Raw genomic sequence first — 26,805 nt, 5'->3', positions numbered from 1 at the left:
ATGCTTTATTTCAAATACCATTCATACATCCGTTGCACCCCTTCTTCAATCTCAATGCGATGGTGCCAGCCCAATGCATGCAGCTTGGAAGGGTCGGTAAGCTTGCGCATGGTACCGTCGGGTTTGCTACTGTCGAACGTTAGCTTTCCTGTGTAACCAACCGTTTTCATGATCAGTTCAGCCAGTGCCTTGATGCTAATCTCTTTGCCCGTACCGATGTTGATGTGTGAACGGGCATCTTTGAAATCTACCTGCTCCATAATGAATACCGAGGCATCGGCCATCTCTTCACTCCAGAGGAACTCACGCAACGGAGTACCCGTTCCCCAAAGTTCCACGCCGTTTTCGCTGATGCCGTATTTCTTCAGGATGTGGAGAATCTCTTCCTGACTGTACTGTCCGTTTACACCTTCCACAGGACGGAGGTTCAGGTCCTTGAGCACCGCCTCCCAGTTCCCCTCTTTCAAGCAATGGGCCAGGTGAATCTTTCGTATCATCGCAGGCAATACGTGGCTGCGTTCCAAGTCGAAGTTATCATGAGGACCGTACAGGTTCGTGGGCATCACAGCAATGTAATTGGTGCCGTATTGCAGATTGAAGCTCTCACACATTTTCAGTCCGGCTATCTTGGCGATGGCGTACGGCTCGTTGGTCTGTTCCAGCGGTGCGGTAAGCAGTTCCGTTTCTTTTATGGGTTGGTGGGCATCACGCGGATAGATGCAAGTACTGCCCAGAAAGAGCAGCTTCTTTACGTTGTGACGAAAGCTTTCACCGATCACGTTCTGCTGAATTTGCAGGTTCTTGTAGATGAAATCGGCCCGGTAGGTATTGTTGGCCATGATGCCTCCCACGTGAGCGGCAGCCAGAATCACATACTCGGGTTGTTCGGCATCGAAGAACGCACGAACGGCTACACTATCCATCAAATCGAGTTCGTGGTGGCTCTTACCTATCAGGTTGGTATATCCTTTCTGAAGAAGGTTGTTCCAGATGGCAGAACCCACCAGTCCGCGGTGTCCTGCCACATATATCTTTGCATTTTTCTCCATCTTGTTCTTACTTGTCCAGTTCCTGACGCAGGTGCAGCTTGCGAACAAACTTCATGTCGTGTGCTGCCATGATGCGTACCAGTTCGGGGAATGAGGTTTTGGTGGGGTTCCAGCCCAGCAGGGTACGTGCCTTGGTGGGGTCGCCCAACAGTTGTTCCACTTCGGCCGGACGGAAGTACCTGGGGTCTACCTCTACCAGCACTCTGCCGGTGGCGGTATCGATACCTTTTTCATCGACTCCCTCGCCTTCCCAGCGTAAGGTGATGCCTACTTCTTTGAAGGCCAGGGTGGCAAACTCGCGAACGGTGTGGTATTCTCCCGTGGCAATCACGAAATCTTCGGGCACATCGTGTTGCAGGATGAGCCACATGCACTCCACATAATCTTTGGCGTAGCCCCAGTCGCGCAGGGCGTCGAGGTTACCCAGGTAGAGTTTGTCCTGAAAGCCTTGTGCTATGCGGGCAGCTGCCAGTGTTATTTTGCGGGTAACGAAGGTTTCGCCGCGGCGTTCGCTTTCGTGGTTAAACAGGATGCCGTTAACGGCAAACATGCCGTAGCTTTCGCGGTAGTTCTTGGTAATCCAGAAACCGTATTGTTTGGCTACACCGTAGGGTGAACGGGGGTAGAACGGGGTGGTTTCCTTTTGGGGAACTTCCTGAACGAGTCCGTAAAGCTCGGATGTAGAGGCCTGATAGATCTTGGTTTTCTTTTCCAGTCCCAGGATACGCACGGCTTCGAGCATGCGCAAGGTGCCGATGGCATCAGCTTCGGCGGTGTATTCGGGCACATCGAAGGATACTTTGACGTGGCTCTGTGCGGCCAGGTTGTAGATTTCATCGGGTTGTACCATCTGTATGATGCGGATAAGCGAACTGCTGTCGGTCATGTCACCGTAGTGCAGGTTTATTAATCGCTTTTGTCTCATATCACGCACCCACTCGTCAAAATACAAGTGTTCAATGCGTCCTGTATTGAATGAAGATGAACGGCGTAAAATGCCATGTACCTCATAATCTTTCTGCAAAAGGAACTCGGCCAGAAACGAGCCGTCTTGTCCGGTGATACCGGTGATTAATGCTACTTTTTTCATATCTTGTTACTTCATGTAGTTTTCTTTGTGGGTTATTTTATCGATGACAAGTGCAATGGCACCATCGCCTGTAACATTGCAGGCTGTTCCGAAACTATCCATCGCAATGTAGAGAGCAATCATTAATGCTTGCTCGGCCTCTCCGAAACCAAGCATGGATTGTAGAATACCCAGTGCAGCCATGATAGCTCCTCCCGGAACGCCTGGTGCAGCTACCATGGTGATGCCTAGCATCAGTATGAATCCGGCGAATAAATAGAAATCGTATGGCATGCCCTGCATAATCATTAAGGCCAGTGCACAGGCTACAATCTTCAGGGTACTGCCCGACAGATGAATGGTTGCACACAAGGGAATTACAAATCCTGCAATATCTGCCGATACCCCGTTCTTCTTGGTTTGTTCCAAGGTAACGGGAATGGTTGCTGCTGATGATTGGGTGCCCAATGCTGTGAAATAGGCAGGCATCATGCGTGCCAATAGTTTCAATGGGTTTCGTTTGACAAATAAAGCAGCTACCGAATATTGAAAGATCAGCAGGAAAATATGCAGTGCGAAAATGATTCCGATGATTTTAATAAATACAATTAGTATGGAATATACTTCACCTGTATGTGCCATATTAAGAAATATGCCGAATATATAAATAGGCAGAAAAGGCAAAATGACCCGATTAATGAGTTGCACAATGATAACCTGGAAGTCATTGACTACTTCTTTCAACGCTCCGCCACGCATGCTTGCCAGCCCCAATCCGAGTGTAAATGAAAGCACAAGTGCAGTCATTACGCTAATTACAGGCGGAATAGAGATGCTAAAATAAGGCATTGCATTGGGAATCTTGTCGACTTCGGCCAGCGAACTTCCCGGTGTAATGATGCCAGGGAAGAAAGCACTTCCTACTGCATACGAAAGAAAACCTGAGAATAATGTGGCCCCGTATGCGATAAGAACGGTAATGAGCAATAGTTTTCCGGCTTTGTTACCAATATCGGAGATTGCCACGGTAACCAATCCGAGAATAATAAGAGGAATGGAAAAACTTAAAAACTCGCTGAAAAGAACATTAAACGTAGCAAATATACGTATCAGGGGTAGTGGTAAGAAATTACCGCAAATAACCCCTATAAGAATTGCAATAATGATACGCGACAGTAGTCCTAATTGTATTTTTCTCATACCTTGTATTTCTTGTTATCGGCAAAAGTAGTAATTTCTCACGAACAAATACCTTTGACTTATCGTTATACTCAAAAATAACAAACTAAAAAAATACAGCAAACAATTATGAGCAACAAAAAAACAGATATCGGACTGATTGGTCTGGCTGTTATGGGCGAAAATCTGGCCCTTAACATGGAAAGTAAAAATTGGCAGGTTTCAGTTTATAACCGTACTGTTCCGGGTGTGGAAGAAGGTGTGGTTGATCGTTTTGTAAACGGCAGAGCTAAGGGAAAAAATATACAAGGATTCACTGATATAAAGGATTTTGTAGCTTCGATAGAGGCTCCTCGTAAAATCATGATGATGGTTCGTGCGGGAAGTGCAGTCGACGAATTGATGGAGCAGTTGTTTCCTCTGTTGTCGCCCGGTGATATTTTGATTGATGGTGGAAACTCTAATTATGAAGATACGAATCGCAGGGTGGAGCTGACTGAGTCAAAAGGATTTTTCTTTGTGGGTTCCGGCGTATCAGGCGGTGAAGAAGGAGCATTAAATGGGGCTTCTATCATGCCGGGAGGTTCTGCAGCTGCATGGCCTCACGTAAAACCTATCTTGCAAAGCATTGCTGCAAAGGCTTCCGACGGTACACCCTGTTGTGAATGGGTTGGACCGGCTGGCTCGGGACATTTTGTGAAGATGATTCACAACGGTATTGAGTATGGTGACATGCAGTTGATAGGTGAGGCTTATTGGGTCATGAAGAAGTTGTTGAGCCTCAACAATGAGGAGATGTCTTCCATTTTTGCAAATTGGAATGAAGGAAAACTTCGCAGTTACCTGATTGAAATTACGGCTAATATATTGAAACATAAAGATAAGGCAGGCGGCTATTTGGTTGATAAGATTCTGGATGCTGCCGGACAAAAAGGAACGGGCAAATGGTCGGTTATCAATGCGATGGAGTTGGGTATGCCACTGGGACTTATTGCTACCGCCGTATTTGAACGTAGCTTGTCTGCGCAGAAAGGATTGCGTGAAACGGCTGCTAAGGCTTATCAGCATGGACATTTGCAGGCTGTATACAATAAACCTGAATTAGTGAAGGATATCTATTCTGCACTTTATGCTTCTAAACTAGTATCGTACGCACAAGGATTTGCTGTTTTGAAAAAGGCATCGGATACTTTTGGTTGGAATTTAAATCTGCCTTCAATAGCCCGCATGTGGCGTGGAGGATGTATTATTCGAAGTGCGTTTTTGAATGATATTGCGGCTGCTTTCGAAGCGGTCGACAAACCTGAACATTTGTTGTTGGCTCCTTATTTTAAAGAAGAAATGAAGAAGTTACTACCGGGATGGAAAAACCTGGTTGCACAATCTATGCGTGAGGAACTTCCCGTACCGGCTTTCTCTTCAGCATTGAATTATTTCTTCTCAATGGTTTCAGATAGGTTGCCCGCTAATCTGGTGCAAGCTCAACGCGATTATTTCGGAGCGCATACTTTTGAACGTGTTGATAATCTTAGGGGAGTTTTCTTCCATGAAAACTGGACCGGACATGGTGGTGATACCAAGTCGGGTACTTATAATGTATAATCTTTGTAATTTGAATGAGTTATGATGAATAATCGCATATACACGGCAGACAAACCTTTTGTAATGGTAATCTTCGGCGCTTCGGGCGATTTGACCAAGCGTAAGTTGATGCCTGCACTTTACTCTTTGTTTAAAGATAATCGTTTGCCAAAGGAATTTTCCATACTGGGTGTGGGACGAACGGTTTATTCAGATAGCCAATATCGTTCGTATATATTGGATGAGATTAAGAAATTTATTAAGGAAGAAGATCAGAATGAAACATGGATAGATGCGTTTATTTCTCATTTATACTATTTATCTATTGATCCTGCCATTGAATCAGAATACGGATTGTTAAGCTGTAGGCTGGAAGAATTGGGAGGTGAAGAGCGTCCAGATAATGTTTTGTTTTACTTGGCTACTCCTCCTTCTTTATATGGTGTGATACCTCTGCATTTGAAAAAGTGGAAGCTGAATACCAAAAATTCACGCATCATTGTTGAGAAACCTTTTGGCTATGATCTGGAGTCGGCACAAAAGCTTAATAAGATATATTCTTCTGTTTTTGAAGAAAGGCAGATTTATCGTATTGATCATTTCCTTGGCAAGGAAACAGCGCAGAACTTGCTGGCATTTCGTTTTGCCAACGGCATATTTGAACCCCTGTGGAACAGGAAATACATTGATTATGTGGAGGTGACGGCCGTCGAAAACCTAGGTATTGAGTCGCGTGGAGGTTTTTATGAAACAGCAGGAGCTTTGAGAGACATGGTACAAAACCACCTTATTCAATTGGTGGCACTTACAGCCATGGAACCACCTGCCGTGTTCAATGCCGATAACTTCCGAAATGAAGTGGTGAAGGTATATGAGTCGCTGACTCCTTTAAATGAAGTTGATTTGAACGAACACATTGTAAGAGGTCAATATACGGCTTCCAATTCAAAGAAAGGATATCGTGAAGAAAAAGGAGTAAATCCCGAATCACGTACAGAAACATACATCGCTATGAAGCTGGGTATCAGCAATTGGAGATGGAGCGGAGTGCCTTTTTATATTCGTACAGGTAAGCAAATGCCGACCAAGGTAACGGAGATTGTTGTGCACTTCAAAGAAACTCCTCATCAGGTGTTTCACTCTGCAGATGGAAATGAGCATCCAATGGCTAATAAACTTATCTTGCGTTTGCAACCTAACGAAGGGATTGTTCTTAAGTTTGGAATGAAAATGCCTGGACCAGGCTTTGAAATCAAACAAGTGACCATGGACTTTAGTTATGATAAACTGGGAGGTGTACCTTCGGGCGATGCTTATGCGCGACTAATAGAAGACTGTATTTTAGGTGACGCAACGCTCTTTACTCGCAGTGATGCTGTTGAGGCTTCCTGGAAGTTCTTTGATCCGGTGCTGAACTATTGGACTAACAATGCAGATGCTCCTTTGTATGGCTATCCGGCTGGCACCTGGGGACCACTTGAAAGTGAAGCGATGATGCATGAACACGGAGCAGAGTGGACCAACCCCTGTAAGAATTTAACGAATACTGATCAATATTGCGAGTTATGAAAAGGTTCATTTATCCATCTTCCATAGAAACGGCGCGTGCATTAACCTTGCATCTCATTAAACTTTTGAATGATGAACCCGAAAAGGTCTTTCATATTGCATTCAGTGGTGGCTCAACTCCCGCATTGATGTTTGATGTGTGGGCAAATGAATATAGTAATATAACTCCTTGGGAACGTATTAAGGTTTGGTGGGTTGATGAGCGTTGTGTTCGCCCGGAAAACTCCGAGAGCAATTACGGCATGATGCGTATGTTATTGCTCGACGTAGTCCCCATTCCGCATTCAAACATATTCAGGATAATGGGTGAGAATAAGCCTGCTGATGAAGCTGTTCGTTACTCACATTTGGTAAGGAAAAACTTACCCGTGGAAAACGATATGCCTGTATTCGACATTGTTTTGTTAGGAGCGGGTAATGACGGACATACTTCTTCTATCTTTCCGGGACAAGAACACTTGCTTACTTCATCAGAAGTTTACGAGGCTACTTATAATCCCAACAGTGGTCAGAGTCGGATTGCGTTGACTGGACAACCCATTATCAATGCCGAAAAGGTTATCTTCCTGATTATGGGAAAAGAAAAGGCTGATGTAGTGTCAGAGATTTGTATGTCGGGCGATACGGGTCCGGCTGCTTATGTGGCGCATCATGCACGTGAAGTTGAATTATTCCTTGATCAGAGTGCAGCTGCTAAGCTTAAATAAAGAATGTTTTTTTGATTATTTGATTGTAATATGTGTAATGAAGTCTGTCTTCCGAAAGGGGGCAGGCTTTTTTATTTTGAGCAGGAAATATGGGATATATAAAAAAATATCCTCCTTACCCGGACGCTACCGGAAGGAGGATACTAACACAAAAACTAAACTAGACTTAACTAAACTATTCTATTGCGGAGTTTCACAACTCCTATCTGTTCGGTGCAAAGATATAGAGAACATTTTTAATACGCAAACAATAATCAATAAAATTTAGGTTTTTATCGACGAAACGGCTGAAAGATCAGCTTCTTTCATCAAGAAAACTTTGAAAGGCCTGTTTATAACTGTCGCTTATAGGAATATAAGTTTTATCAAAAACAATTCTTCCGCGATCAATGATACGTATTTTCTCTTTTTGAACGATATATGATCTGTGCACTCGCATAAAACGATTGGTAGGTAAGAGTTCCTCCATTGATTTCATACTCATCAGAGAGAGTATGGGTTTAGGAGAATCTTCCAGATAAATTTTGATGTAATCTTTTAGCCCTTCTATGTAGAGTATCTTTTTCAATTCAATTTGTACCAGCTTGTAGTCACTTTTTACGTAAATACTTTCCTTTTCTTCCGGCTTTTGAACCAGGTCGAACCATTGAAGTGCTTTATTGGCTGCCTGCAGAAAATCAGGGTAAGAGATCGGTTTCAATAAATAGTCGAGCGCATTGACTCTGTAACCGTCAATAGCATACTGACCGAAAGCCGTAGTAAATACAATACGTGTTTGAGAGTCAACCATTCTCGAAAACTCTAATCCGTTAAGTTCCGGCATTTGTATGTCGAGGAACAAAAGATTTACCTTCATGTCGGGCAATTCTTTCATGGCCTGCATGGCGCTTGAATATTTTCCTGTCAGGTTGAGGAAAGGAGTTTTGTTAACGTAACTCTCCAGCAAGCTTAGTGCAAGAGGTTCATCGTCTACTATTGCGCAATTCAATATCATAATCTGTTGTTTGTTGGGGTGAGATATAATTTAGAAATATATTCCTTTCCGTCGGCCGACAGATACTTTTCCCATTTGTAATGGTTGGGATAAAGTAATTCAAGGCGTTTGCTTACCTGCTCCAGTCCGATGCCCGAACCACTCTTATCCATTTTATTCTTTGGGAAATTACTGTTGGTTATCTCACAGTAAATGAGGTTGGGCTTTTCGTTGAGTACAATGCGAATAAAACTAGGCTCGGTAGGAGAGATGCCGTGCTTGAACGCATTTTCAATGAGCGAGATAAAAATAAGTGGTGCAATGAATGTCTTGCTTTCCGGTTGGATGTCAATGACAGTTTCCACCTTAACATTATCGGTAAGGCGTATGCGCATCAGTTCAATGTAATTCTGAATAAAATCTGCTTCCTGTCCCAGTGGCACATACGTGTGTTGGTTCTCGTAAAGTACATGCCTTAACAGTTTGCTCAAGTCTTGCACAGCTTGCTGTGCTTTATCACTGTTGAATGCGATCAATGCATATATATTATTCAGCGTGTTGAGTAAGAAGTGCGGATTTAACTGGTTACGCAAATTCCTTAACTCAGCTTCCGTTCTGCTCTTTTCAGCTTCACGAAGAGCCAGTTCCGACTCACGCCACCTGCCGCTCATGCGTATGGCAGCACTTAATCCGATGGTAAAGATAAGACTAACCGTGTCTCTGAGTGTGAAAATCCACCGGGGCGGTGCATTCGGTTTTCGTTTGGGAATATTAGGTTCCATTAAAGTGAAACTCAATTCTTGCCACACTTGAAGTGCAATTCCCATTATGATCACTAAAAAGACATTATAAATGATATACTTCCGGTTCTGATTAGTGAATAAATAACGTGGAATTAAAACAAGATAGTTGATATAGAACACAATAAGAAAAGCCAGAGGAACCGTCATGTGCCGCAGGTAGATGCTCCAATTGAACACATTGGTTCCCCGCTCTAAGAAGAAGAACGGGAAGCCAAATACAATACCCCAGCTGATGATATGTATGATTACGCCAAACGGCTTGGTGTTAACAGGTTGTTTCATATTTACAAATATACAATTATTTTTGTTATTCGTATCTGATAGCCTCAATAGGATCCAAATCGGCTGCTTTCTTGGCAGGATACCAACCAAAGAATACCCCCGTTACGGTACAAACTGCAAAGCTAAGCATGACACTCCACGGTTGAATGTAAATGGGCCAATGAGCCAACACCTTTACTCCCAAGGAAGCACCTACACCTATTATAACTCCAATAATACCTCCGGTAATACTGATTAAGATAGCTTCAATGAGAAATTGGCTCAATATATCAATGCCGCGAGCACCTACCGACATACGCAGACCTATTTCACGGGTTCGCTCAGTTACACTTACATACATGATGTTCATGATTCCGATACCACCTACAATTAAACTGATTCCGGCAATACAGGCGAGCAACGTTGTCATCAAGTCGGTTGTAGAATTGAGCATGGTGCTTAACTCTTGTTGCGAACGAATGTTGAAGTCATCATCATCACCATCTTTCAGTTTGTGGTTACTGCGTAAAAGTGTGGTAATTTCTTCTGTAGCCTGATCGGTCATATCTTCCGAAAGAGCTGAGGTAAAGATACCTTGCAGATAAGTAACCGCCAACAAACGTTTCATCACGGTGGTGTACGGAGCCAATACAACGGCATCCTGATCTTGTCCCATGGAGTTGTAACCTTTGGCTTTGAGCACCCCCACAATGCGAAAAGGAATTTTGTTGAAACGAATGATACGTCCCACCGGATCACCTCCATCGGGGAAAAGATTATCGGCAATGGTTTTACCGATAACACAGACTTTTGAACTGCTTTGTATATCGGCATCCGTAAACATGTCACCGTTTTCCACACTCAACTGACGGATGCTGAGATAGTCGGTGTTAACCCCACTTACACTACCCGGATAGTTGTTGGCTCCATAAATAAACTGCCCCGAACTGCTCACGTTGGGACTCACGGCCGACAAGTATTTGGTCTTGTCCTGCAAGGCATGGAAGTCGGCCAACTTCAGCGTCTGCATGGCGCTGGGATCCTGACGAACACCGCCACGCATATCGGCACCGGGATTAATCATAATCATGTTTGATCCCATCTCGGCTATCTGACTTTGAATACTTCTCTTCGAACCTTGTCCGATGGCGAGCATGGTAATCACCGAAGCAACTCCGATGATGATACCCAACATGGTAAGAAAAGCCCGGAGCTTGTTGTTGGCCAAAGCCCGTAATGCTATTTTAAATAAATTAGTTCCATTCATAATTTGGTCAGTTATAATTCTTCCGGAAGCGGCAACGATGCCAGCACCGATGCAGCCGACTGGATGGAAGGGTTCACTTTATCTTCCTTCACTTGTCCGTCGCGCAACACAATGTTGCGACTGCTGTATTGAGCAATTTCCGGGTTATGCGTTACAAAAATGATGGTTCTCCCTTCCTTGTGAAGCTGTTGAAAAAGAACCAAAATCTCAAAAGAAGTGCGACTGTCGAGGTTACCCGTTGCCTCATCGGCCAAGATCACGGCCGGATTGTTAACCAATGCCCGGGCAATGGCCACACGCTGCATTTGTCCGCCACTCATCTGATTGCTTTTGTGCATCAAACGATCACCCAAGCCCACCGCCTTCAATGCTTCAACGGCACGGTTCTTTCGCTCGGTGGCGTTGATGGCTGCGTTGTACATAAGCGGCAGCTCCACGTTTTCAATCGCAGTAGTTTTAGCCAGCAGGTTGTAGCTTTGAAAAACGAACCCGATCTTTCGGTTTCGCAGTATGGCCCTTTCATTTTTGATCATGGTACGTACCGGAATGCCGTCGAGTAAATATTCGCCGCTGCTGGGCGTATCCAGGCAACCCAATGTGTTGAGCAAGGTTGACTTGCCCGAACCCGAGGTTCCCATGATTGTAACAAACTCTCCCTCGTTGATGGTAAACGAGATGCCCCTAAGTGCATGCACCGTCTCTTCACCTACCTGAAAGTTACGCTTGATATCCGTTAATTCTATAATTTTCTTCATCACATAAACGCTTTTGTTTGTAGTCATCGGGATTCAGTAAGAACCCCGTGACCTTACTTCTTCTTACTTCCCGGTCGGCTGGGCATGAAAGGAGACGATTCCTTCTGCGCACCACTGTCGCCCTGAGATGCCGATGCACCATCACCCGGCATCTTTCCGCTGGTTGCACCTGTTATAATCACATCACCTTCGCTGATTCCGCCGGTAATTTCAGTCATCACACCATTGCTGATGCCCACTGTAACCGCATGTGCCTTGAACGTATTGCCTTGGCGTGTCCACAACTTATGTTCACCCTGAGCATCAACCACTTTGTCCTCCGCACCGATAATTCCCTTTTCAGGCGTAAAGCGCAAAGCCTTGGCAGGAACACTTAGCACATTATTCTTTTCGAGCGTATAAATGGTGATGTTGGCAGTCAGTCCCGGTTTCAACTTCAAATCAGGATTGGGGGCAGAAACAACCACTTCGTACGTAACCACGTTGCTGGTGGTGGTGGCCTCTTGGCGTACCTGAGTGACCTTACCCTCAAAAGTATCATTAGGAAATGCATCTACCGTAAAGGTTACACGTTGACCTTCCTGCACATCACCTATATCGGCCTCATCCACATCGGCAATTACCCGCATGTCTGTGAGGTCGTTGGCGATGGTAAACAGAGTAGGCGTGCTGAAAGAAGCAGCTACTGTTTGTCCTTCCTCCACAGCCCGGCTCAACACCACGCCATCGATAGGAGAATAAATGGTGGCGTAACCCAGATTCGTTTCAGCCTTTGCCAAATCGTTGCGACTAATGTTATAAGAGTTGCGCGCCTTCTCGTAGCTGTACCAAGCCGTTTCATAATCCGTATCGGAAACAAGCTTCTTTTCGTGCAATGTCTTTATACGAGTATAGTTCTTCAGTTGATAATCATACTCCGTCTTAGCGTTCTGCAAATTACTTTTAGCCGTGGCCAATGTGTTTTGCAGGTTTATTTTATCCAGCTCGGCAAGAACCTGTCCTTTTTTGACCACACTGTTATAATCAACATAAATCTTATTGATGATACCCGAAACCTGAGTACCTACTTCCACTTCAGTAACAGGTTCGATGGTACCGGTAGCTGTTACCGAATTACTGATGTTGCCTTTGGTTACCTTAGCTGTTTCATAAGTAACCTTGTTTTTGGGCGCTGGCCCCCAGAACATCCACACGGCTGCACCGACAACGAGTATGGCAGCAACGACAAGGGTGATTTTCTTTTTATTCATCATCGTTCTTTATTTATAATTTTATATTTTCTCCCTGATAGAAACGTAGGAGCTGACTGTTGAGTATCGCCATGTATTTGGCTTGTAACACCTCTTGTTTGGCCGACAAAAGATTATTTTTCTCACTGAGCAGCTCAACGGTATTCTTCATTCCCAAGTTAAATTGTTCACTGATCAGGTTGTAGCTGACTTCCGTGCTGCGGAGTTTTTCACTGGCAGCAGCGAAACTTTGCTGCGCACTATTGGCATCCAGCCAAAGACTCTCTATTGTTTTGAAAAGCGTCTTTTCCTGATCGAGCTGATCGAGCTGACTGCTCTGATATTGCAGCTTGGCTTTCTGAACGGCGCTCTTGGTTTCACGGTTATTAAAGATAGGAACCGAAATAGTTAGCCCCAGAGAGTTATTCCAACCGTTCTTTACCTGTTGACTGAAGGTAAAGTCGCTTCCGCTGGTGTGACTTGTTCCGATACCTGCACTCAGACTAAGAGTTGGCATGTAGCCCGATTTGGCAATGGCAATGCTAAGTTTTGAAGCATCAACGCTCAACTTACTTGCCTCGATCTCCGGGCGTAAAGCCAATGCCGTTCTGTAAACATCCATTTTAGTGGGCAGCGGATTCAACACATCGGCGTCGGCCAAGGCCGGCATAGCTATCTGCATTTCTTCTTCGCCATCCAGTTCCAATAATTGTTTTAATTGTAATTTATAGTTCTGCAAAGCAGCTTGTGCCGTAACCAGTTGGTATTTATCTGTACTGCACTGCGATTCCAGCTGAGCGTAATCACTTTGAGCAATGGAACCGGCAGCAAGCAACTCTTTGGCACGGTCTCTTTGTGCTTCGGACACCTTCAACGTGCTTTCGTTGATTTTCACCGATTCGGCTGCATAGAGAACCTGCACATAAATTTGAGTGATAGAGGTTTGAATGTCGTTTTCACTTTCAGAAACCGTAAGCTCCGCTATACGGCTGTTCAGCTTCTGCTGTTCAATAGTCTTAAGATTCCTACCACCGTTGTAAACAGTCCACGACGCATTTAGTCCGTAATTGCCGTTGTAGCTGTTTTCTTTCTGACTGTTGTCTTCGGTGAGCGGACGGTTTACGTAGTTCTGACTGGTGCTAAACGAGAGGCTCGGGAAGAGAGCTGCCTTGGCTGTCTTGACATCAATGCTGCTGCTTTCCGCAGAGATTCTGTTCTTCCGTACACTTATGTTTTGCTGCAATGCATATTCAATGCAATTGCTCAGTGTCCACTCGGCAGGGCGTTCAACCGTTTGAGCCGACAAGCCGCTGCAAACAGTGGCAAGTCCTACCATGAATACTGTGATCTTTTTGACGTTTATCATAATTCTTATTATTGATATTACTGGCAACAAAGTTACTTTGATACTTTTTTAGCAACAAAATAGATAGACCGCTGAACAAAATGTATCGTCCAAAGTGTTTTATTCATCGATAATTGCTTTTTGTTTATTTGTTTGTAATTAGATTATTGTTAGCTTTGTAAAGCTCAATAATTATAGAATGATACGGATATGAATATTATAAAACGCATTTGGAACTTCTACTATGAGGGCTTTCGGAGTATGACACTGGGTAAAACTCTGTGGCTCATCATTCTGATAAAACTGTTTATCATGTTCTTTATTTTAAAACTTTTCTTTTTCCCAAACTTTCTGAATAGCCGCCCCGAGGGCGAAAGCAAGGAAGAGTTTGTGGGCAAAGAATTAATTAATCGTGCAAATCCTTAATTTTTAGTACATTATGATAGAAAGTATTGATACTTCACTGGTCGACTGGTCGAGAGCTCAATTTGCTTTGACCGCCATGTATCACTGGATTTTCGTTCCGCTAACGCTGGGACTGGCTGTGGTTATGGGCATTATGGAAACTCTTTATTACAAAACAGGCAATGAGTTCTGGAAACACACGGCCAAGTTCTGGATGAAGTTGTTTGGTATTAACTTCGCCGTTGGTGTTGCCACCGGAATTATTTTGGAGTTTGAGTTTGGAACGAACTGGAGTAATTACTCTTGGTTTGTGGGCGATATATTTGGAGCTCCTCTGGCTATTGAAGGCATGCTGGCATTCTTTATGGAAGCTACCTTTATAGCTGTGATGTTCTTCGGGTGGAACAAAGTAAGCAAAGGCTTTCACTTGGCTTCAACGTGGCTCACCGGACTGGGAGCGACTTTGTCGGCCTGGTGGATTCTTGTTGCCAATGCCTGGATGCAATACCCGGTAGGGATGGAATTCAACCCCGACACCGTGCGCAATGAAATGGTCGATTTCTGGGCGGTGGCCACCTCTCCCGTAGCCGTTAACAAGTTCTTCCACACCGTTCTTTCAGGATGGGTGCTGGGAGCCATCTTCGTTGTGGGCGTGAGCGCCTGGTTCTTACTCAAGAAACGCCACAAAGAGTTTGCTTTGCAAAGCATTAAAATAGGAGCGATCTTTGGATTGGTATCCACCTTGCTCTCGGCTTGGACGGGCGACGGCTCCGGTTATCAGGTTGCTAAAACACAACCCATGAAACTGGCCGCTATGGAAGGATATTACGAAGGAAGAGAAGGTGCCGGACTGGTGGCTGTGGGTTTACTCAACCCCGACAAAGAGAAATATAACGACGGGAAAGATCCTTTTATCTTCCGTGTAGAAATACCACAGATGCTTTCTTTGCTTGCAAAGCGCGAGTTGAATGCATTTGTGCCGGGGGTGAAAGACATTATTGAAGGCGGATACGTGCAAAAAGACGGCACGGTGGCGCTCTCGGCAGCAGAGAAAATAGAGCGGGGGAAGAAGGCCATTGCCGCATTGGCTTCCTATCGTTCGGCAAAGAAAGAAGGAAACACAGCAACGGCCGACTCAGCTTATGTTACGTTGCAAGAGAACATGGCTTACTTTGGGTACGGATACATTAAAGATGTACACCATCTGGTGCCCAATGTTCCGATTACTTTCTATGCATTTCGCATTATGGTTATGCTAGGTTTCTACTTTATTCTGTTCTTTGCCGTGGTGTTGTTCCTGGTTTACAAAGACAAGCTTGCCGAAATGAAATGGATGCATTGGATTGCTTTGCTGACTATTCCGCTGGGTTACATAGCCGCCGAAGCAGGCTGGGTAGTTGCCGAATGCGGTCGTCAACCGTGGGCTATTCAAGATTTGCTGCCTACAGCGGCTTCCGTGTCGCGCGTTAGCGTAGGCTCCGTACAGTTAACATTCTATATTTTCCTTGTATTGTTTACCGTGATGCTGATTGCCGAAGTGGGTATTATGCTGCGCGAAATCAAAAAAGGACCCGAACTAAATAAATAACATACTATGGATACATACGTTTTACTTCAACATTATTGGTGGTTTGTGGTATCATTGCTGGCTGCCATACTGGTATTCCTTCTGTTTGTTCAGGGAGGCAATTCATTGTTGCTCTCCTTACCCAAAACAGAAGCTCAGCGTAAGATGATGGTGAACTCAACCGGACGAAAATGGGAGTTTACCTTTACCACGCTGGTCACATTTGGTGGTGGTTTCTTCGCCTCCTTCCCGTTGTTTTACAGCACAAGTTTTGGCGGGGCTTATTGGCTGTGGATGATTATTCTCTTTAGCTTTGTGCTTCAGGCGGTGAGCTATGAGTTTCAAAGTAAGGCAGGCAATTTGTTGGGACAGAAAACTTATCGGATGTTTCTGGTTATCAATGGTGTACTGGGTCCGCTCTTATTGGGTGGGGCAGTGGCTACTTTCTTTACCGGTTCCAACTTCTTAGTGAATAAAGAAAACATAACCGACAGCGTGATGCCCGTTATAAGTAGTTGGGCCAACAGCTGGCACGGACTCGATGCGCTTCTTAATCCGTGGAATGTGGCGCTTGGTTTGGCTGTGTTCTTCCTGGCACGGGTGCAGGGGTTGCTTTACTTTTTGAATAACATCAACGATGAAGAGTTGAATTTGCGTACCCGCAAGGCTTTAATTCCTAATGCACTGTTGTTCTTAGTGTTTTTCCTGTCGTTTGTCATCAGGACCTTGTTGGCCGAAGGCTACGCAGTAAATCCCGATACACAGGAGATTTTTATGCAACCTTATAAATACGCTATCAATTTCATAGAGATGCCTACTATATTGGTCACTTTCTTGGTGGGAGTGGTGCTGGTTCTCTTTGGAATCGGACGAAGCATTTTTAGTAAGAAGTTCGACAAAGGTGTTTGGTATTCGGGAATAGGAACCGTATTTACGGTGTTGTCTTTATTGCTCGTGGCCGGATACAATGACACGGCTTACTATCCGTCGGCTGTTGATTTGCAAAGTTCGCTGACGCTGGCCAACAGTAGTTCCAGTTTGTTCACGTTGAAAACCATGGCTTACGTTTCCATTTTGGTGCCGTTTGTGCTGGCTTATATCTTTTATGCGTGGCGAAGCATCGATAACCGTAAGATTGATACGGAAGAGATTAACGGGAGCGGTCATGCTTATTAATGCAACTTCCCGTAACGATTGAGATGGTTTTTCATCCGGTCGTGACAAGACCATAAAAAGTTGGCCTAGGATTTAAAATCGTAGGCCAACTTTTTTTATTTGCAGGTCAACAATTTTAAATCGTAGGCCTAGAAAAAACCTCTTTATGTTTTTGAAAAACATAATGGTCTTTTTAAAAAACATAAAGAGGTTTTAGAAAAAGTCCGTGAGGCGTTGAAAACCTCGTAACCGGACGCTTATCGGGCTACATTGTTAACCGGTTTACCTGCCTGAAAGGCTTTGATGTTTTCTACTAGAATGTCCATCAAACGAGTACGAGCTTCCAGGCTAGCCCAGGCAATGTGCGGAGTGATGTAACAGTTCCGTGCTGTGAGTAACGGATTATCGGCCTTGGGCGGTTCGCTCGATAACACATCGAGTCCGGCGGCATAGAGCTTACCGGCATTTAGCGCATCGGCCAAATCCTGCTCGTTCACCAGCGGTCCGCGACCGGTGTTGATGAGTATGGCCGTAGGCTTCATTAAACGAAGACGCTCAGCGTTGACCAATTCTTTGGTCTCGTCGGTAAGCGGGCAATGTAAACTAACGATGTCACATTCGCTGAAGAGCTCATCCAGCGTACGCTTCTTGATTTCAGGCGGCAATTGCAAAGATGATTTGGAAGTATAAGCCGTAACCTGCATGCCAAAACCAATAGCGATGCGGGCGGTGTTGAAACCCGTATGACCCAGTCCCACCAATCCTATTTTCTTCTCGCGAAGTTCAATAAGCGGCGTGTCCCAGAAACAAAAGTCGGCATTGTTAGTCCACCTTCCTTTGCGTACTTCCTCGGAATGATGCTGCACTTGCTGAGCAATGTTCAAGATGTGTGCAAAAACCATCTGCGCCACAGATGGCGTGCTGTATGCCGGGATGTTGGTTACCACGATACCTTTTTCGCGGGCGGCACCAACGTTGACCACATTGTAGCCCGTGGCCAGTACGCCGATGTATTTAAGATCAGGCAATGCCTCCATGATTTCGGCGCTAATGACGGTTTTGTTTGTCAGAATTGCCTCGGCACCTGCCGAGCGCTCTATGACCTCTTCGGAGGAAGTGCGGTCGTAAACGGTCAGTTCGCCCAGTTGGCTCACTGCATCCCACGACAAATCGCCGGGGTTTAGCCCGTAACCATCTAAAACTACTATTTTCATACGATTTTATTTTATGCTCCGGTTGCAAAGAGCCGGGCAGGTTTACTTGTTGTACTTCTCACCCCACAGTTGCTTCATCTGCTCCAGGTGTTTGTTCTCAGCCGCGTTGTTTTGCGGTTGCCATATACGACGCTCCTTCACCTCGTCGGGCAAATACTGCTGGTTCACAAAATTGCCTTCGTAACTGTGGGCATATTTGTATTCCTGCCCGTAACCCAACTGTTTCATCAGCTTGGTGGGGGCATTTCGCAAGTGCAAAGGCACGGGCAGATTGCCTGTTTCGCGTACTAATTCAATGGCGCTGTTAATAGCCATGTAGGCCGAATTACTTTTCGGACTCGTGGCTAGGTAAATAGTCGTTTCCGCCAGCGGAATACGTCCTTCGGGCCAGCCTATTTTCATCAGCGTATCGAAGCAGGCATTGGCCAGCAGTAAAGCATTGGGGTTAGCTAACCCGATGTCTTCAGCGGCCGAAATAACCAGTCGGCGGGCAATAAAAGCAGGATCTTCACCGCCTTCCACCATACGCGCCAGCCAGTATATGGCACCGTCGGGGTCACTTCCGCGAATCGATTTGATGAAAGCCGAGATGATGTCGTAGTGCATTTCGCCGTCTTTGTCGTATGCCAGCGGATTTTGTTGCAAGCGTTCGGTGACAATTTCATCGGTTATCACCACTTTGTTCTCGGTTTCCGATTCCACCACCAGTTCCAATATGTTGAGCAGTTTGCGGGCATCACCACCCGAGAAGCGCAACATCGCTGAGGTTTCTTGCACCGTAATTTCGCGTTGCTTCAGTATTTCATCTGTTCGGATGGCTCTTTCGAGTAATTCCAGTAAATCTTCCTTTTCGAGCGACTTAAGCACGTAGAGTTGGCAGCGGGAGAGGAGTGGTCTGATCACTTCAAAAGACGGATTCTCGGTCGTTGCGCCAATGAGTGTTACCGTGCCGTGTTCAACGGCTCCGAGCAAAGAGTCTTGTTGCGACTTGCTGAAGCGGTGAATTTCGTCAATAAACAGAATGGGACTGGCTTGAGAGAAGAAGCGGTTGCTTTTAGCTCTTTCAATTACATCGCGCACATCTTTCACCCCCGAAGTAACAGCACTCAAGGTGTAAAAAGGAGTTTCCAGCTTGTTGGCTATGATCTGCGCAAGAGTTGTTTTACCAACGCCCGGAGGTCCCCACAAGATGAACGAAGAGATGCGCCCCGCATCAATCATTTTGCGCAGAATGGCACCCGGTCCTACCAAGTGTTTCTGTCCTATGTAGTCATCTAATGTTTTAGGTCTTAGTCTTTCCGCCAGTGGTTGCATACGTACATTTTAAAAAGTCATCATCATCATGAACCGGATTCCCTCTTTGTTGATGTTGGGGTTGTCCAGATAGGTTAACCGGCGTACATATTCAATGTGCAATATCTTGAAGATGTTATGAATACCGATACTTGCTTCTAGGTAAGGAACTTTAGGATCCATCACAAAACTGGTAGGCATACCGTCTCGTGTGGGGAAGCGGAAAAGATCCTTATCATTGGGATTCTCGTACGGATTGTTTTTGTCGGTCAGCGATCCGTAGAGCGCGCGGAAGCGGAATACTTCCCTCCATTTTAATTTTTTGATGAGCGGAATGCGGTTGAAAAGCTTTCCGTTCATATCATACGTAAACGAGGCCGATGCATATCGGTCGTTCAGGAACTCCATGTTGTTAACCAGGTTGAAGGTTTCGCGCTGCGTAATGTACGAGAGGTTGGCCTCCGGTAATATAAGCAATGGGAACGGAACCTTGCTCCATTGAATACCTCCTTTGAAAGTGATGTCGATTTTTCCCCAAGAAGACAGCCAGAAACGTTTCCATGCACTGGCTTCGGTGAGGTGGAAGTTATAGTCGCCGCCCATAATTCCTTTTACACCCATGGTGTGCGAAAGGGTAAATACCGGTGCATCCAGCGACACGGGGAAACGACGTTGTTTGGTGTTCACAAAAGTTTCGCCCGGTGCATAACGCAGCGTTGCGTTCAGTTCCGTTGTTGTAATATCATGAATTCTGGCTTGATCATCGGTCAGCGTGGCGTCGTTACGAAGATATTCCAGTTTACCTGTAGGTTCATCGTTACGGTTTCTTCCCATCAGTTTGATAGAGAAGCCTCCGGCAGTCTCCAAATCGTAAGTCAACGTGGCATCGCGCACGTACGACATCTGGTCAACTGTTGTTGTTTTCCAGGCTACGAAAACGTTATCTTTGTCTGTTGCCAGGAATTTATCCATGGGTGACATCACATCGTAACTATATGAGAAGCTCAGGTTGTTTTTAGGATATTCCCACGGAAGGTATTTACGTTTGTTGAACGCATAAAGCAATTCGCCTTTGTATTTCCATTTCTGATCCTTGAAACCATAGGCTGCATAGCCGCTTAAAAACCAATGCGGGTCAAAGTTTCCGGTTGTTTGGCCGCTCAGACGCAAACGTGTTCCGTCAATGTAATTGCTTGACACCATGGTGTTAATAGGTCCGAAGTCGAACTTGCTGGGATTGTCTTTTGTTCCTGTCTCCACATAATTTTCAATCAATGCCTTGGCACCGAAAATAATGAATTTGAAGCCCGGAATTTGTTGTAGCTGATTGACAAACAAGTCCATGCTGCTCTCCGTTTTCGTGAGCGGCACTTGTCGGTAGGTCGACCAAAACTCATCCGTTTTGGTTAACATGTCAGTCTCTTTAATTACATCGCCCTTCAACTTGAATAAACGTGCTTCAATCGGATCGAAAGAGTGGCTGGTATATTTCGTTGTGCGCTCCACTTGTATGCCTTGCATGGATTTGAATAAAGCCAAGTCCACAATCATGTCATCATCGGTTAGCACCCATTGTCCGTTCGACAGTTGTTCGTAGTTCTGAATAATGTCGAGATTCTCCACAAAGTTGACTCCCGATTTCTTTGGTAGGTTCATCAGGCAGCGTTTCACGGCGTAAGTAGAGTCTTTCAATACGTACAAATGCCCTGTGAAGCCGAAGTCTTGTGAGTTTTGCGGCACGAAAGTCAAGTGCACACACTCGTGCTTGTCAACCATAACCGTGTCCATCAGGTAAAACTTATAGAACGAAATGGCCGATTCCGAAATGGGACTCACAAAAGGTGTTTGCAGCAATCGGATGTTGTTGTCGTATATGTTCACGTCCGAAAAGACATCTTTCAATACCGTTGACAACATATCACCTGTTGAAAAGAGTTCATCTATTCCGCTGGTATTCACCCCTTTTATGATTGTTTTTTCTGTCTTGGGATCTTTGCGATACAGAATTTGCGAAGCAGTTTCCTGAATGGAGATAGGCAAAATCATCTTATTGGTTCGAGGCGATACTTCTACCTGTTTGGCCAGGAACGAAAACTTCTTGTAGACGCCCTTCTCTAGCTTTTCCGGGGTGATGTCATTCAAAGACGTCTTCATCTTTTGGTATTTGTCTACCTTGAAGTAGTCATTTTCTTCTATTCGTAAAGCAGATTTGTTAGCAATCACCTTGCGCATGAAGTCCACTGCCGGATTGTTTTTTCTGGAATACTTTTCTTTTTGAGGCTTGATCACCACTTCTTTCAATTGAATGTCTGCCGGAGATAGCTTGACGTTCAACTCTTTTGCTCCTGAGGGGATGGTTACTACTTTGGTTACATATCCGATGGCCGAGAAGGTCACTTTGTTCCAACCTCTGCGTGTTTCAATTTTATACACGCCGTTAACATCTGTGATGCCGCCCACGCCTTTTCCTTCGTAAAAAACAGATATGTACATTAACGGCTCATTGGTAATGGAGTCGGTAACTACGCCTGTAAGCTGTCCAAAGGCTTTCGGGACAATTATTGTCAGTAAGAATAGTATTATTAGTTTGCGAGATATATTCTTCATACCTAATGTAATAAGGTTACAAAGTTAGCAAATTGTTGATATAAACCTCATGTTGTAACAGTTTTTATGCAACTTTTGTGAATTCTAAACCGCTAAATAGGAGAATATGACCACTCTTAAATGAAAATACCCTGCTCAATTTCTTTTTGAACAGGGTAACTATGCATTTTTATGTCTATATTCTTTTATGCCTCTGATAATATTTGTATAATTCTTTCGGCCGTTCTTCCGTCCCATCGTTCGGGCAGGGTGCCTTCTTTCCATTCATCTTTCATTAACTTGCCCAGGGCGGTAGCCAGTTGTGCGGCATCTTCGCCCACCAGTTCATTGGTTCCCATGCTGCAAGTCTCCGGGTGTTCGGCGTAAGTGTTAAGTGTTATGCACGGAATGCCAAGGAAAGTGGCTTCTTCGGCCACGTTACCCGAGTCGGTTATAATGCCTTTGGCTTTGTTCATCAGGTATCCGAAGAACAAATAGCTTTGCGGCGGAAGTATGTGAAGGTTGTCGGCCTGAATATTCAATTCCTTGATCGCATCGGCTACATAGGTGTGTAGCGGAGCCACAATGGGCATGCCGTTTGATTCCTTCACGAGGGTTTGCATCAGTTGCTTTAGGTTCTCCTTATTAGTAAGGATGGCGTGACGGTTCATCGTGAATAACAAATAGTTTTGTTCTTTCAGGTTTAGCACGTCAAACCAAACGGGGCGCAATAACCGGTGACGATTGTAACGGATGTTGTCTACCAATATATTTCCTACATAGTATACGTGTTCGTTTTCCAGGCCCGACTGGTTCAGGTTGCGGTTAGCTACCATGCCGGCGGTAAAAAGGTAATCAGACAGTCCGTCCGTAATCATTCGGTTTACTTCTTTGGGCATGCTCATGTCAAACGAACGTGTTCCTGCCACCAGATGCGCTACTTTTATGTTTTGTTTCTTGGCAACAATGGCACAACTCATGGTAGAAGTCAAATCGTCAACCACTAATACAACGTGTGCCGGGTTTTGAGCCAGTTCTCGTTCAAACGCAATCATGATGCCTGCGGTTAGTTCTGTGGGGTTATTTCCCGTTACGCCCAGATATACATCAGGAGCTTTCATGTTAAGGTCGGCAAATAAGGATGCATCTAAACTGGCATCGTTTTTGGAACCTGTATAAACAAGCCTGTAAAAGATTCGTTTACCCTGAGCTTGCGCAGCCCCTATGGCTCTGATGATAGGCGCAATCTTCATGAAATTGGGGCGTGCCCCTGCAACTATTGTTATCTTCATTTCTTTTTTATGATACTTTTTCGATGAACAAAAGTACGGTTTCTTTTGGAATTTATTTGTTTCTTTGCATATAAAATGCTTAGATATGCCAACATTTGTTCAAGTAATAGAATTTATAGGGACGTTTGCCTTTGCTATAAGCGGCATTCGCCTGGCTTCCGCCAAACAGTTTGACTGGTTTGGGGCTTATGTAGTAGGATTGGCCACTGCCATTGGCGGCGGTACTATTCGTGATGTGTTGTTAGATGTAACTCCTTTCTGGATGACAGACCCGGTTTATCTTATTTGTTCGGCTCTGGCTTTGCTTTGGGTTATCTTCTTCGGAAAGCTGCTGATTCATCTTCACAATACTTTCTTTTTGTTCGATAGCATCGGTCTGGCTCTTTTTACTGTAGTAGGAGTAGGCAAGACTCTTGCGTTGGGCTATCCTTTCTGGGTGGCCATTATTATGGGTAGCATTACGGGTGCGGCCGGCGGTGTGATTCGTGATGTCTTTATTAATGAGATTCCTTTGATTTTTAGAAAGGAGATTTACGCCATTGCATGTGTGATTGGGGGACTGACTTATTCGGTTTGTGATTATGCCGGTTTAGACCTCATTTTAACACAAATATTGAGCGGATTAAGTGTTTTTGTGGTTCGCATACTGGCCGTTAAATACAAAATTTGTCTCCCGATTTTAAAAGGAACTGATGTTGACTAAACAAATGTTCACGTAAATGAAGCTCCATTTTGATGTTTCTACACCCGAAGGCTGACAAATAGCACCTGAAAACTGTTTTTTGTTAGTTTTCACCCTAAATAAAGATGGATTTTCCCTTGCTTTTCTTAGCAAAAAGTTTTATACTTGCATTCAGAGAATCAACAACATAATATTCACTTATAAAAACAGCAAAGTATGAAAAGTTTAAGCTTCAAAAAAGATTTAATAGGAATTCAGGAAGAATTGCTTCGCTTTGCATATAAATTAACTGCCAATCGCGAAGAAGCAAATGATTTGTTGCAAGAGACTTCATTAAAGGCATTAGATAATGAAGACAAGTATATACCGGATACAAACTTTAAAGGTTGGATGTACACCATCATGCGTAACATCTTTATCAATAACTATCGTAAGATTGTACGCGATCAGACGTACGTTGACCAGACCGATAACTTGTATCACCTGAATTTACCACAAGATTCCGGATTCGAAAGCACTGAAGGAGCTTACGATCTAAAAGAAATGCATCGCATAGTAAATGCATTACCTAAAGAGTATAAGGTTCCTTTCTCAATGCACGTGGCCGGATTTAAGTATAGGGAAATTGCCGAAAAACTCGATCTGCCTTTGGGTACGGTGAAGAGTCGCATATTCTTTACCCGTCAGAGATTGCAGCAAGAGCTTAAAGACTTTGTGTAACACCAACGACATCTCTCATAGGTTTTAAGTAAATAAATAGTTTTTATAGTTGAAGCAGCCGGCAAATTTGTCGGCTGCTTTTTTGAATCCATGCAATAATGAGGCCGTTTAAATGCCTTTTTTCTCAATAAATGCCCTAATTGCTTAGTCGACTTGTCAATCTGATAAAATATTCGTATAATATACAAAATATACCTTTTTTAGTTATCAATATGTTATCTTCTTTTCGTAACTTTGTACCAGAAAACTAACCAATTTATAGAGTACACCCTTTAACCTAAAGCAAATGAAAAAGGAGATTAAATTCAGCCTGGTCTACCGCGACATGTGGCAGTCTTCAGGAAAGTATCAACCGCGTGTAGATCAGTTGGTACGTATTGCTCCATTGATCGTCGAGATGGGTTGTTTTGCCCGCGTAGAGACGAATGGAGGAGCTTTTGAACAGGTGAACCTGCTTTACGGAGAAAATCCTAATAAAGCAGTTCGTCAGTTTACTAAATTTTTTAATGAAGCAGGCATTCAGACTCACATGCTTGATCGTGGTCTTAACGGCTTGCGCATGTACCCGGTTCCGGCCGACGTACGTAAACTGATGTATAAGGTTAAAAAAGCTCAGGGAGTAGATATCACCCGTATCTTCTGTGGGCTGAATGAAGTCAGAAACATCATTCCTTCTATTAAGTATGCACTTGCAGCAGGCATGATTCCTCAGGCAACTCTTTGCATCACTTTCTCGCCCGTTCACACAGTGGAGTATTATGCAGCCATTGCCAACCAGCTTATCGAAGCCGGTGCTCCCGAAATCTGTTTGAAAGACATGGCAGGAATTGGTCGCCCGGGCATGCTGGGACAGTTGACTCGAACCATTAAGGAAAAACATCCGGAAGTGATTATTCAGTATCACGGTCATTCGGGTCCCGGACTCTCTATGGCTTCTATTCTGGAAGTTTGCGAAAATGGTGCCGACATTATCGACGTGGCTATGGAACCTTTATCATGGGGTAAAGTACACTCGGATGTGATATCTGTTCAGGCTATGCTAAAGGACAAAGGGTTCCAGGTTCCTGAAATCAACATGAAGGCTTACATGAAAGCTCGTTCAATGACGCAAGAGTTCATTGATGATTTCTTGGGTTATTTCATGGATGCAACCAACAAACACATGTCTTCTTTACTTTTGACGTGTGGTTTGCCCGGTGGTATGATGGGATCTATGATGGCCGACCTTAAAGGCGTTCATGCAGGGATCAACATGATTTTGAGAAGTAAGAACAAACCGAAGTTAACACTCGACGACTTGCTGGTTATGCTTTTCGAAGAAGTTGAATACGTATGGCCTAAGCTTGGTTATCCTCCTTTGGTAACTCCTTTCAGTCAGTACGTGAAGAACGTAGCGCTGATGAACATTATGTCGCAAGTCAAAGAGGAACCGCGCTGGAGTATGATTGATAATAATACGTGGGACATGATTTTGGGTAAGAGTGGAAAACTTCCAGGAGCATTAGCACCTGAAATCATTGAACTGGCCAAAGAGAAGGGATTGCAGTTTACTGACGAAGATCCGCAAACTAACTTCCCCGATCAGCTGGATGCGTATAGAGCTGAAATGAAGGAGAATGGTTGGGAATCAGGAGAAGACGATGAGGAATTGTTTGAATTGGCAATGCATGATCGTCAATACCGCGACTACAAATCTGGTGTTGCAAAGAAACGCTTCGAAGAAGAGTTGCAACGTGCCAAAGATGCTGCATTGGCTTCCAAAGGGTTCTCAGAAGAAGAGGTTCGTAAGTTTAAACGTTCTAAGGCTGAACCTATTACTGCTCTCGAAAAAGGGCGCGTAATTTGGGAAATTGATGTTGAATCAGCTTCTTTAGCTCCATCTGTAGGAAAGGTATACAACCCGGAAGAAACATTCTGTTATATCTCTACCCCGTGGGGTACGCATGATAAAATGCTGGCTAACTTTAAAGGACGTATTATTGAGGTTTGTGCTAAGCAAGGCAGTATTGTGAATAAGGGAGATGTGCTTGCTTACATTGAAAGAACAGATCTTGCTTCATAAGAAGAGAGTATCATTTGATAAAATAAAAAAAGGCAGTGAATC

At 44.4% G+C, this 26,805-nt stretch carries 22 protein-coding genes; 9 read left to right on the top strand and 13 right to left on the bottom strand.

Annotation, left to right across the window (positions count from 1 at the left end; translation table 11 throughout):
- Positions 1-5: 5 nt before the first annotated feature.
- The 3 genes from C511_RS0114945 to C511_RS0114935 are packed head-to-tail and all read right to left on the bottom strand — an operon-like array spanning position 6 to position 3,318.
- Positions 6-1,049, bottom strand: a complete 1,044-nt coding sequence (locus C511_RS0114945; protein WP_027318356.1) for a GDP-L-fucose synthase family protein — start codon at positions 1,047-1,049, stop codon at positions 6-8.
- Between the two features lie 7 nt (positions 1,050-1,056).
- Positions 1,057-2,139, bottom strand: a complete 1,083-nt coding sequence (gene gmd / locus C511_RS0114940) for a GDP-mannose 4,6-dehydratase (RefSeq protein ID WP_027318355.1) — start codon at positions 2,137-2,139, stop codon at positions 1,057-1,059.
- Between the two features lie 6 nt (positions 2,140-2,145).
- Positions 2,146-3,318 (bottom strand): dicarboxylate/amino acid:cation symporter, encoded by a 1,173-nt coding sequence (locus C511_RS0114935; RefSeq protein WP_024995787.1) that lies wholly within the window; start codon positions 3,316-3,318, stop codon positions 2,146-2,148.
- 108 nt (positions 3,319-3,426) lie between these two features.
- On the opposite strand from C511_RS0114935, the gene gnd reads away from it, so the two are divergent.
- Genes gnd through pgl form a run of 3 tightly spaced genes read left to right on the top strand, consistent with a single transcriptional unit; the run spans position 3,427 to position 7,154 of the window.
- Entirely contained in the window at positions 3,427-4,899 is a 1,473-nt protein-coding gene (gene gnd / locus C511_RS0114930; protein WP_024995786.1) for a decarboxylating NADP(+)-dependent phosphogluconate dehydrogenase, read from the top strand.
- Positions 4,900-4,923: 24 nt separating this feature from the next.
- Positions 4,924-6,447, top strand: coding sequence for a glucose-6-phosphate dehydrogenase (zwf, locus tag C511_RS0114925; RefSeq protein WP_051260544.1), 1,524 nt, complete (start codon positions 4,924-4,926; stop codon positions 6,445-6,447).
- Entirely contained in the window at positions 6,444-7,154 is a 711-nt protein-coding gene (gene pgl / locus C511_RS0114920; RefSeq protein WP_024995784.1) for a 6-phosphogluconolactonase, read from the top strand. Before zwf ends, pgl begins: the two co-directional genes overlap by 4 nt.
- A gap of 295 nt (positions 7,155-7,449) precedes the next feature.
- Here the strand turns inward: pgl and C511_RS0114910 are convergent, their stop codons facing one another.
- The 6 genes from C511_RS0114910 to C511_RS0114885 are packed head-to-tail and all read right to left on the bottom strand — an operon-like array spanning position 7,450 to position 13,808.
- Complete coding sequence (locus tag C511_RS0114910; protein ID WP_024995783.1) at positions 7,450-8,148, bottom strand: LytR/AlgR family response regulator transcription factor; 699 nt, start codon at positions 8,146-8,148, stop codon at positions 7,450-7,452.
- The gene (locus C511_RS0114905) at positions 8,145-9,212 is read right to left on the bottom strand and encodes a sensor histidine kinase (RefSeq protein ID WP_024995782.1); all 1,068 of its coding nucleotides are present in this window, start codon (positions 9,210-9,212) and stop codon (positions 8,145-8,147) included. Before C511_RS0114905 ends, C511_RS0114910 begins: the two co-directional genes overlap by 4 nt.
- A gap of 25 nt (positions 9,213-9,237) precedes the next feature.
- On the bottom strand, positions 9,238-10,458 hold the full coding sequence (locus C511_RS0114900) for an ABC transporter permease (protein ID WP_024995781.1): 1,221 nt from the start codon (positions 10,456-10,458) through the stop codon (positions 9,238-9,240).
- Between the two features lie 11 nt (positions 10,459-10,469).
- Complete coding sequence (locus C511_RS0114895; protein ID WP_024995780.1) at positions 10,470-11,213, bottom strand: ABC transporter ATP-binding protein; 744 nt, start codon at positions 11,211-11,213, stop codon at positions 10,470-10,472.
- A gap of 53 nt (positions 11,214-11,266) precedes the next feature.
- Positions 11,267-12,466 carry an efflux RND transporter periplasmic adaptor subunit gene (locus tag C511_RS0114890; RefSeq protein WP_226992434.1) on the bottom strand — a complete coding sequence of 400 codons (1,200 nt, stop codon included), beginning with the start codon at positions 12,464-12,466 and terminating at the stop codon, positions 11,267-11,269.
- Positions 12,467-12,476: 10 nt separating this feature from the next.
- Entirely contained in the window at positions 12,477-13,808 is a 1,332-nt protein-coding gene (locus C511_RS0114885) for a TolC family protein (protein ID WP_024995778.1), read from the bottom strand.
- 189 nt (positions 13,809-13,997) lie between these two features.
- Between C511_RS0114885 and C511_RS0114880 the strand changes: the two genes are divergently transcribed.
- The 3 genes from C511_RS0114880 to C511_RS0114870 are packed head-to-tail and all read left to right on the top strand — an operon-like array spanning position 13,998 to position 16,935.
- Complete coding sequence (locus C511_RS0114880; RefSeq protein WP_024995777.1) at positions 13,998-14,213, top strand: DUF4492 domain-containing protein; 216 nt, start codon at positions 13,998-14,000, stop codon at positions 14,211-14,213.
- Positions 14,214-14,226: 13 nt separating this feature from the next.
- Positions 14,227-15,780, top strand: a complete 1,554-nt coding sequence (locus C511_RS0114875; protein ID WP_027318353.1) for a cytochrome ubiquinol oxidase subunit I — start codon at positions 14,227-14,229, stop codon at positions 15,778-15,780.
- Between the two features lie 6 nt (positions 15,781-15,786).
- Positions 15,787-16,935 (top strand): cytochrome d ubiquinol oxidase subunit II, encoded by a 1,149-nt coding sequence (locus C511_RS0114870; protein ID WP_024995776.1) that lies wholly within the window; start codon positions 15,787-15,789, stop codon positions 16,933-16,935.
- Between the two features lie 236 nt (positions 16,936-17,171).
- Here C511_RS0114870 and C511_RS0114865 read toward each other — a convergent pair whose 3' ends face one another.
- The 4 genes from C511_RS0114865 to wecB form a co-directional block, all read right to left on the bottom strand.
- A complete protein-coding gene (locus C511_RS0114865) occupies positions 17,172-18,128 on the bottom strand; it encodes a D-2-hydroxyacid dehydrogenase (protein ID WP_024995775.1) in 957 nt (318 codons plus the stop codon).
- Positions 18,129-18,170: 42 nt separating this feature from the next.
- A complete protein-coding gene (locus C511_RS0114860) occupies positions 18,171-19,442 on the bottom strand; it encodes a replication-associated recombination protein A (RefSeq protein WP_024995774.1) in 1,272 nt (423 codons plus the stop codon).
- Between the two features lie 9 nt (positions 19,443-19,451).
- Positions 19,452-22,028: a DUF5686 and carboxypeptidase-like regulatory domain-containing protein gene (locus tag C511_RS0114855; protein WP_027318352.1), complete on the bottom strand. Its 2,577-nt coding sequence runs from the start codon at positions 22,026-22,028 to the stop codon at positions 19,452-19,454.
- A gap of 185 nt (positions 22,029-22,213) precedes the next feature.
- Entirely contained in the window at positions 22,214-23,299 is a 1,086-nt protein-coding gene (gene wecB / locus C511_RS0114850) for a non-hydrolyzing UDP-N-acetylglucosamine 2-epimerase (protein WP_024995773.1), read from the bottom strand.
- A gap of 85 nt (positions 23,300-23,384) precedes the next feature.
- Here wecB and C511_RS0114845 point away from each other — a divergent pair, with 85 nt between their 5' ends.
- The 3 genes from C511_RS0114845 to C511_RS0114835 all read left to right on the top strand — a co-directional run bounded on the left by C511_RS0114845 (position 23,385) and on the right by C511_RS0114835 (position 26,763).
- Positions 23,385-24,002, top strand: coding sequence for a trimeric intracellular cation channel family protein (locus C511_RS0114845; protein WP_024995772.1), 618 nt, complete (start codon positions 23,385-23,387; stop codon positions 24,000-24,002).
- A 195-nt stretch (positions 24,003-24,197) separates the two neighbouring features.
- A complete protein-coding gene (locus tag C511_RS0114840; RefSeq protein WP_024995771.1) occupies positions 24,198-24,701 on the top strand; it encodes an RNA polymerase sigma factor in 504 nt (167 codons plus the stop codon).
- Positions 24,702-24,987: 286 nt separating this feature from the next.
- Entirely contained in the window at positions 24,988-26,763 is a 1,776-nt protein-coding gene (locus tag C511_RS0114835) for an oxaloacetate decarboxylase (protein ID WP_024995770.1), read from the top strand.
- Positions 26,764-26,805 lie beyond the last annotated feature (42 nt).

This window comes from Bacteroides graminisolvens DSM 19988 = JCM 15093 (genome assembly GCF_000428125.1).
Taxonomy (GTDB): Bacteria; Bacteroidota; Bacteroidia; order Bacteroidales; family Bacteroidaceae; genus Bacteroides; species Bacteroides graminisolvens.
This window is presented reverse-complemented; position numbering and strand designations above follow the sequence as displayed.

Excerpts from the sequence above, each read along its gene's own strand:
- zwf (WP_051260544.1), top strand. The coding sequence starts at position 4,924 with ATGAATAATCGCATATACACGGCAGACAAACCTTTTGTAATGGTAATC.
- gnd (WP_024995786.1), top strand. The coding sequence starts at position 3,427 with ATGAGCAACAAAAAAACAGATATCGGACTGATTGGTCTGGCTGTTATG.
- C511_RS0114855 (WP_027318352.1), bottom strand. The coding sequence starts at position 22,028 with ATGAAGAATATATCTCGCAAACTAATAATACTATTCTTACTGACAATA.
- gmd (WP_027318355.1), bottom strand. The coding sequence starts at position 2,139 with ATGAAAAAAGTAGCATTAATCACCGGTATCACCGGACAAGACGGCTCG.
- wecB (WP_024995773.1), bottom strand. The coding sequence starts at position 23,299 with ATGAAGATAACAATAGTTGCAGGGGCACGCCCCAATTTCATGAAGATT.
- C511_RS0114880 (WP_024995777.1), top strand. The coding sequence starts at position 13,998 with ATGAATATTATAAAACGCATTTGGAACTTCTACTATGAGGGCTTTCGG.
- C511_RS0114885 (WP_024995778.1), bottom strand. The coding sequence starts at position 13,808 with ATGATAAACGTCAAAAAGATCACAGTATTCATGGTAGGACTTGCCACT.
- C511_RS0114875 (WP_027318353.1), top strand. The coding sequence starts at position 14,227 with ATGATAGAAAGTATTGATACTTCACTGGTCGACTGGTCGAGAGCTCAA.
- C511_RS0114890 (WP_226992434.1), bottom strand. The coding sequence starts at position 12,466 with ATGATGAATAAAAAGAAAATCACCCTTGTCGTTGCTGCCATACTCGTT.
- C511_RS0114945 (WP_027318356.1), bottom strand. The coding sequence starts at position 1,049 with ATGGAGAAAAATGCAAAGATATATGTGGCAGGACACCGCGGACTGGTG.
- C511_RS0114840 (WP_024995771.1), top strand. The coding sequence starts at position 24,198 with ATGAAAAGTTTAAGCTTCAAAAAAGATTTAATAGGAATTCAGGAAGAA.
- C511_RS0114905 (WP_024995782.1), bottom strand. The coding sequence starts at position 9,212 with ATGAAACAACCTGTTAACACCAAGCCGTTTGGCGTAATCATACATATC.
- C511_RS0114865 (WP_024995775.1), bottom strand. The coding sequence starts at position 18,128 with ATGAAAATAGTAGTTTTAGATGGTTACGGGCTAAACCCCGGCGATTTG.
- C511_RS0114895 (WP_024995780.1), bottom strand. The coding sequence starts at position 11,213 with ATGAAGAAAATTATAGAATTAACGGATATCAAGCGTAACTTTCAGGTA.
- C511_RS0114910 (WP_024995783.1), bottom strand. The coding sequence starts at position 8,148 with ATGATATTGAATTGCGCAATAGTAGACGATGAACCTCTTGCACTAAGC.
- C511_RS0114845 (WP_024995772.1), top strand. The coding sequence starts at position 23,385 with ATGCCAACATTTGTTCAAGTAATAGAATTTATAGGGACGTTTGCCTTT.
- C511_RS0114900 (WP_024995781.1), bottom strand. The coding sequence starts at position 10,458 with ATGAATGGAACTAATTTATTTAAAATAGCATTACGGGCTTTGGCCAAC.
- C511_RS0114870 (WP_024995776.1), top strand. The coding sequence starts at position 15,787 with ATGGATACATACGTTTTACTTCAACATTATTGGTGGTTTGTGGTATCA.
- pgl (WP_024995784.1), top strand. The coding sequence starts at position 6,444 with ATGAAAAGGTTCATTTATCCATCTTCCATAGAAACGGCGCGTGCATTA.
- C511_RS0114835 (WP_024995770.1), top strand. The coding sequence starts at position 24,988 with ATGAAAAAGGAGATTAAATTCAGCCTGGTCTACCGCGACATGTGGCAG.
- C511_RS0114935 (WP_024995787.1), bottom strand. The coding sequence starts at position 3,318 with ATGAGAAAAATACAATTAGGACTACTGTCGCGTATCATTATTGCAATT.
- C511_RS0114860 (WP_024995774.1), bottom strand. The coding sequence starts at position 19,442 with ATGCAACCACTGGCGGAAAGACTAAGACCTAAAACATTAGATGACTAC.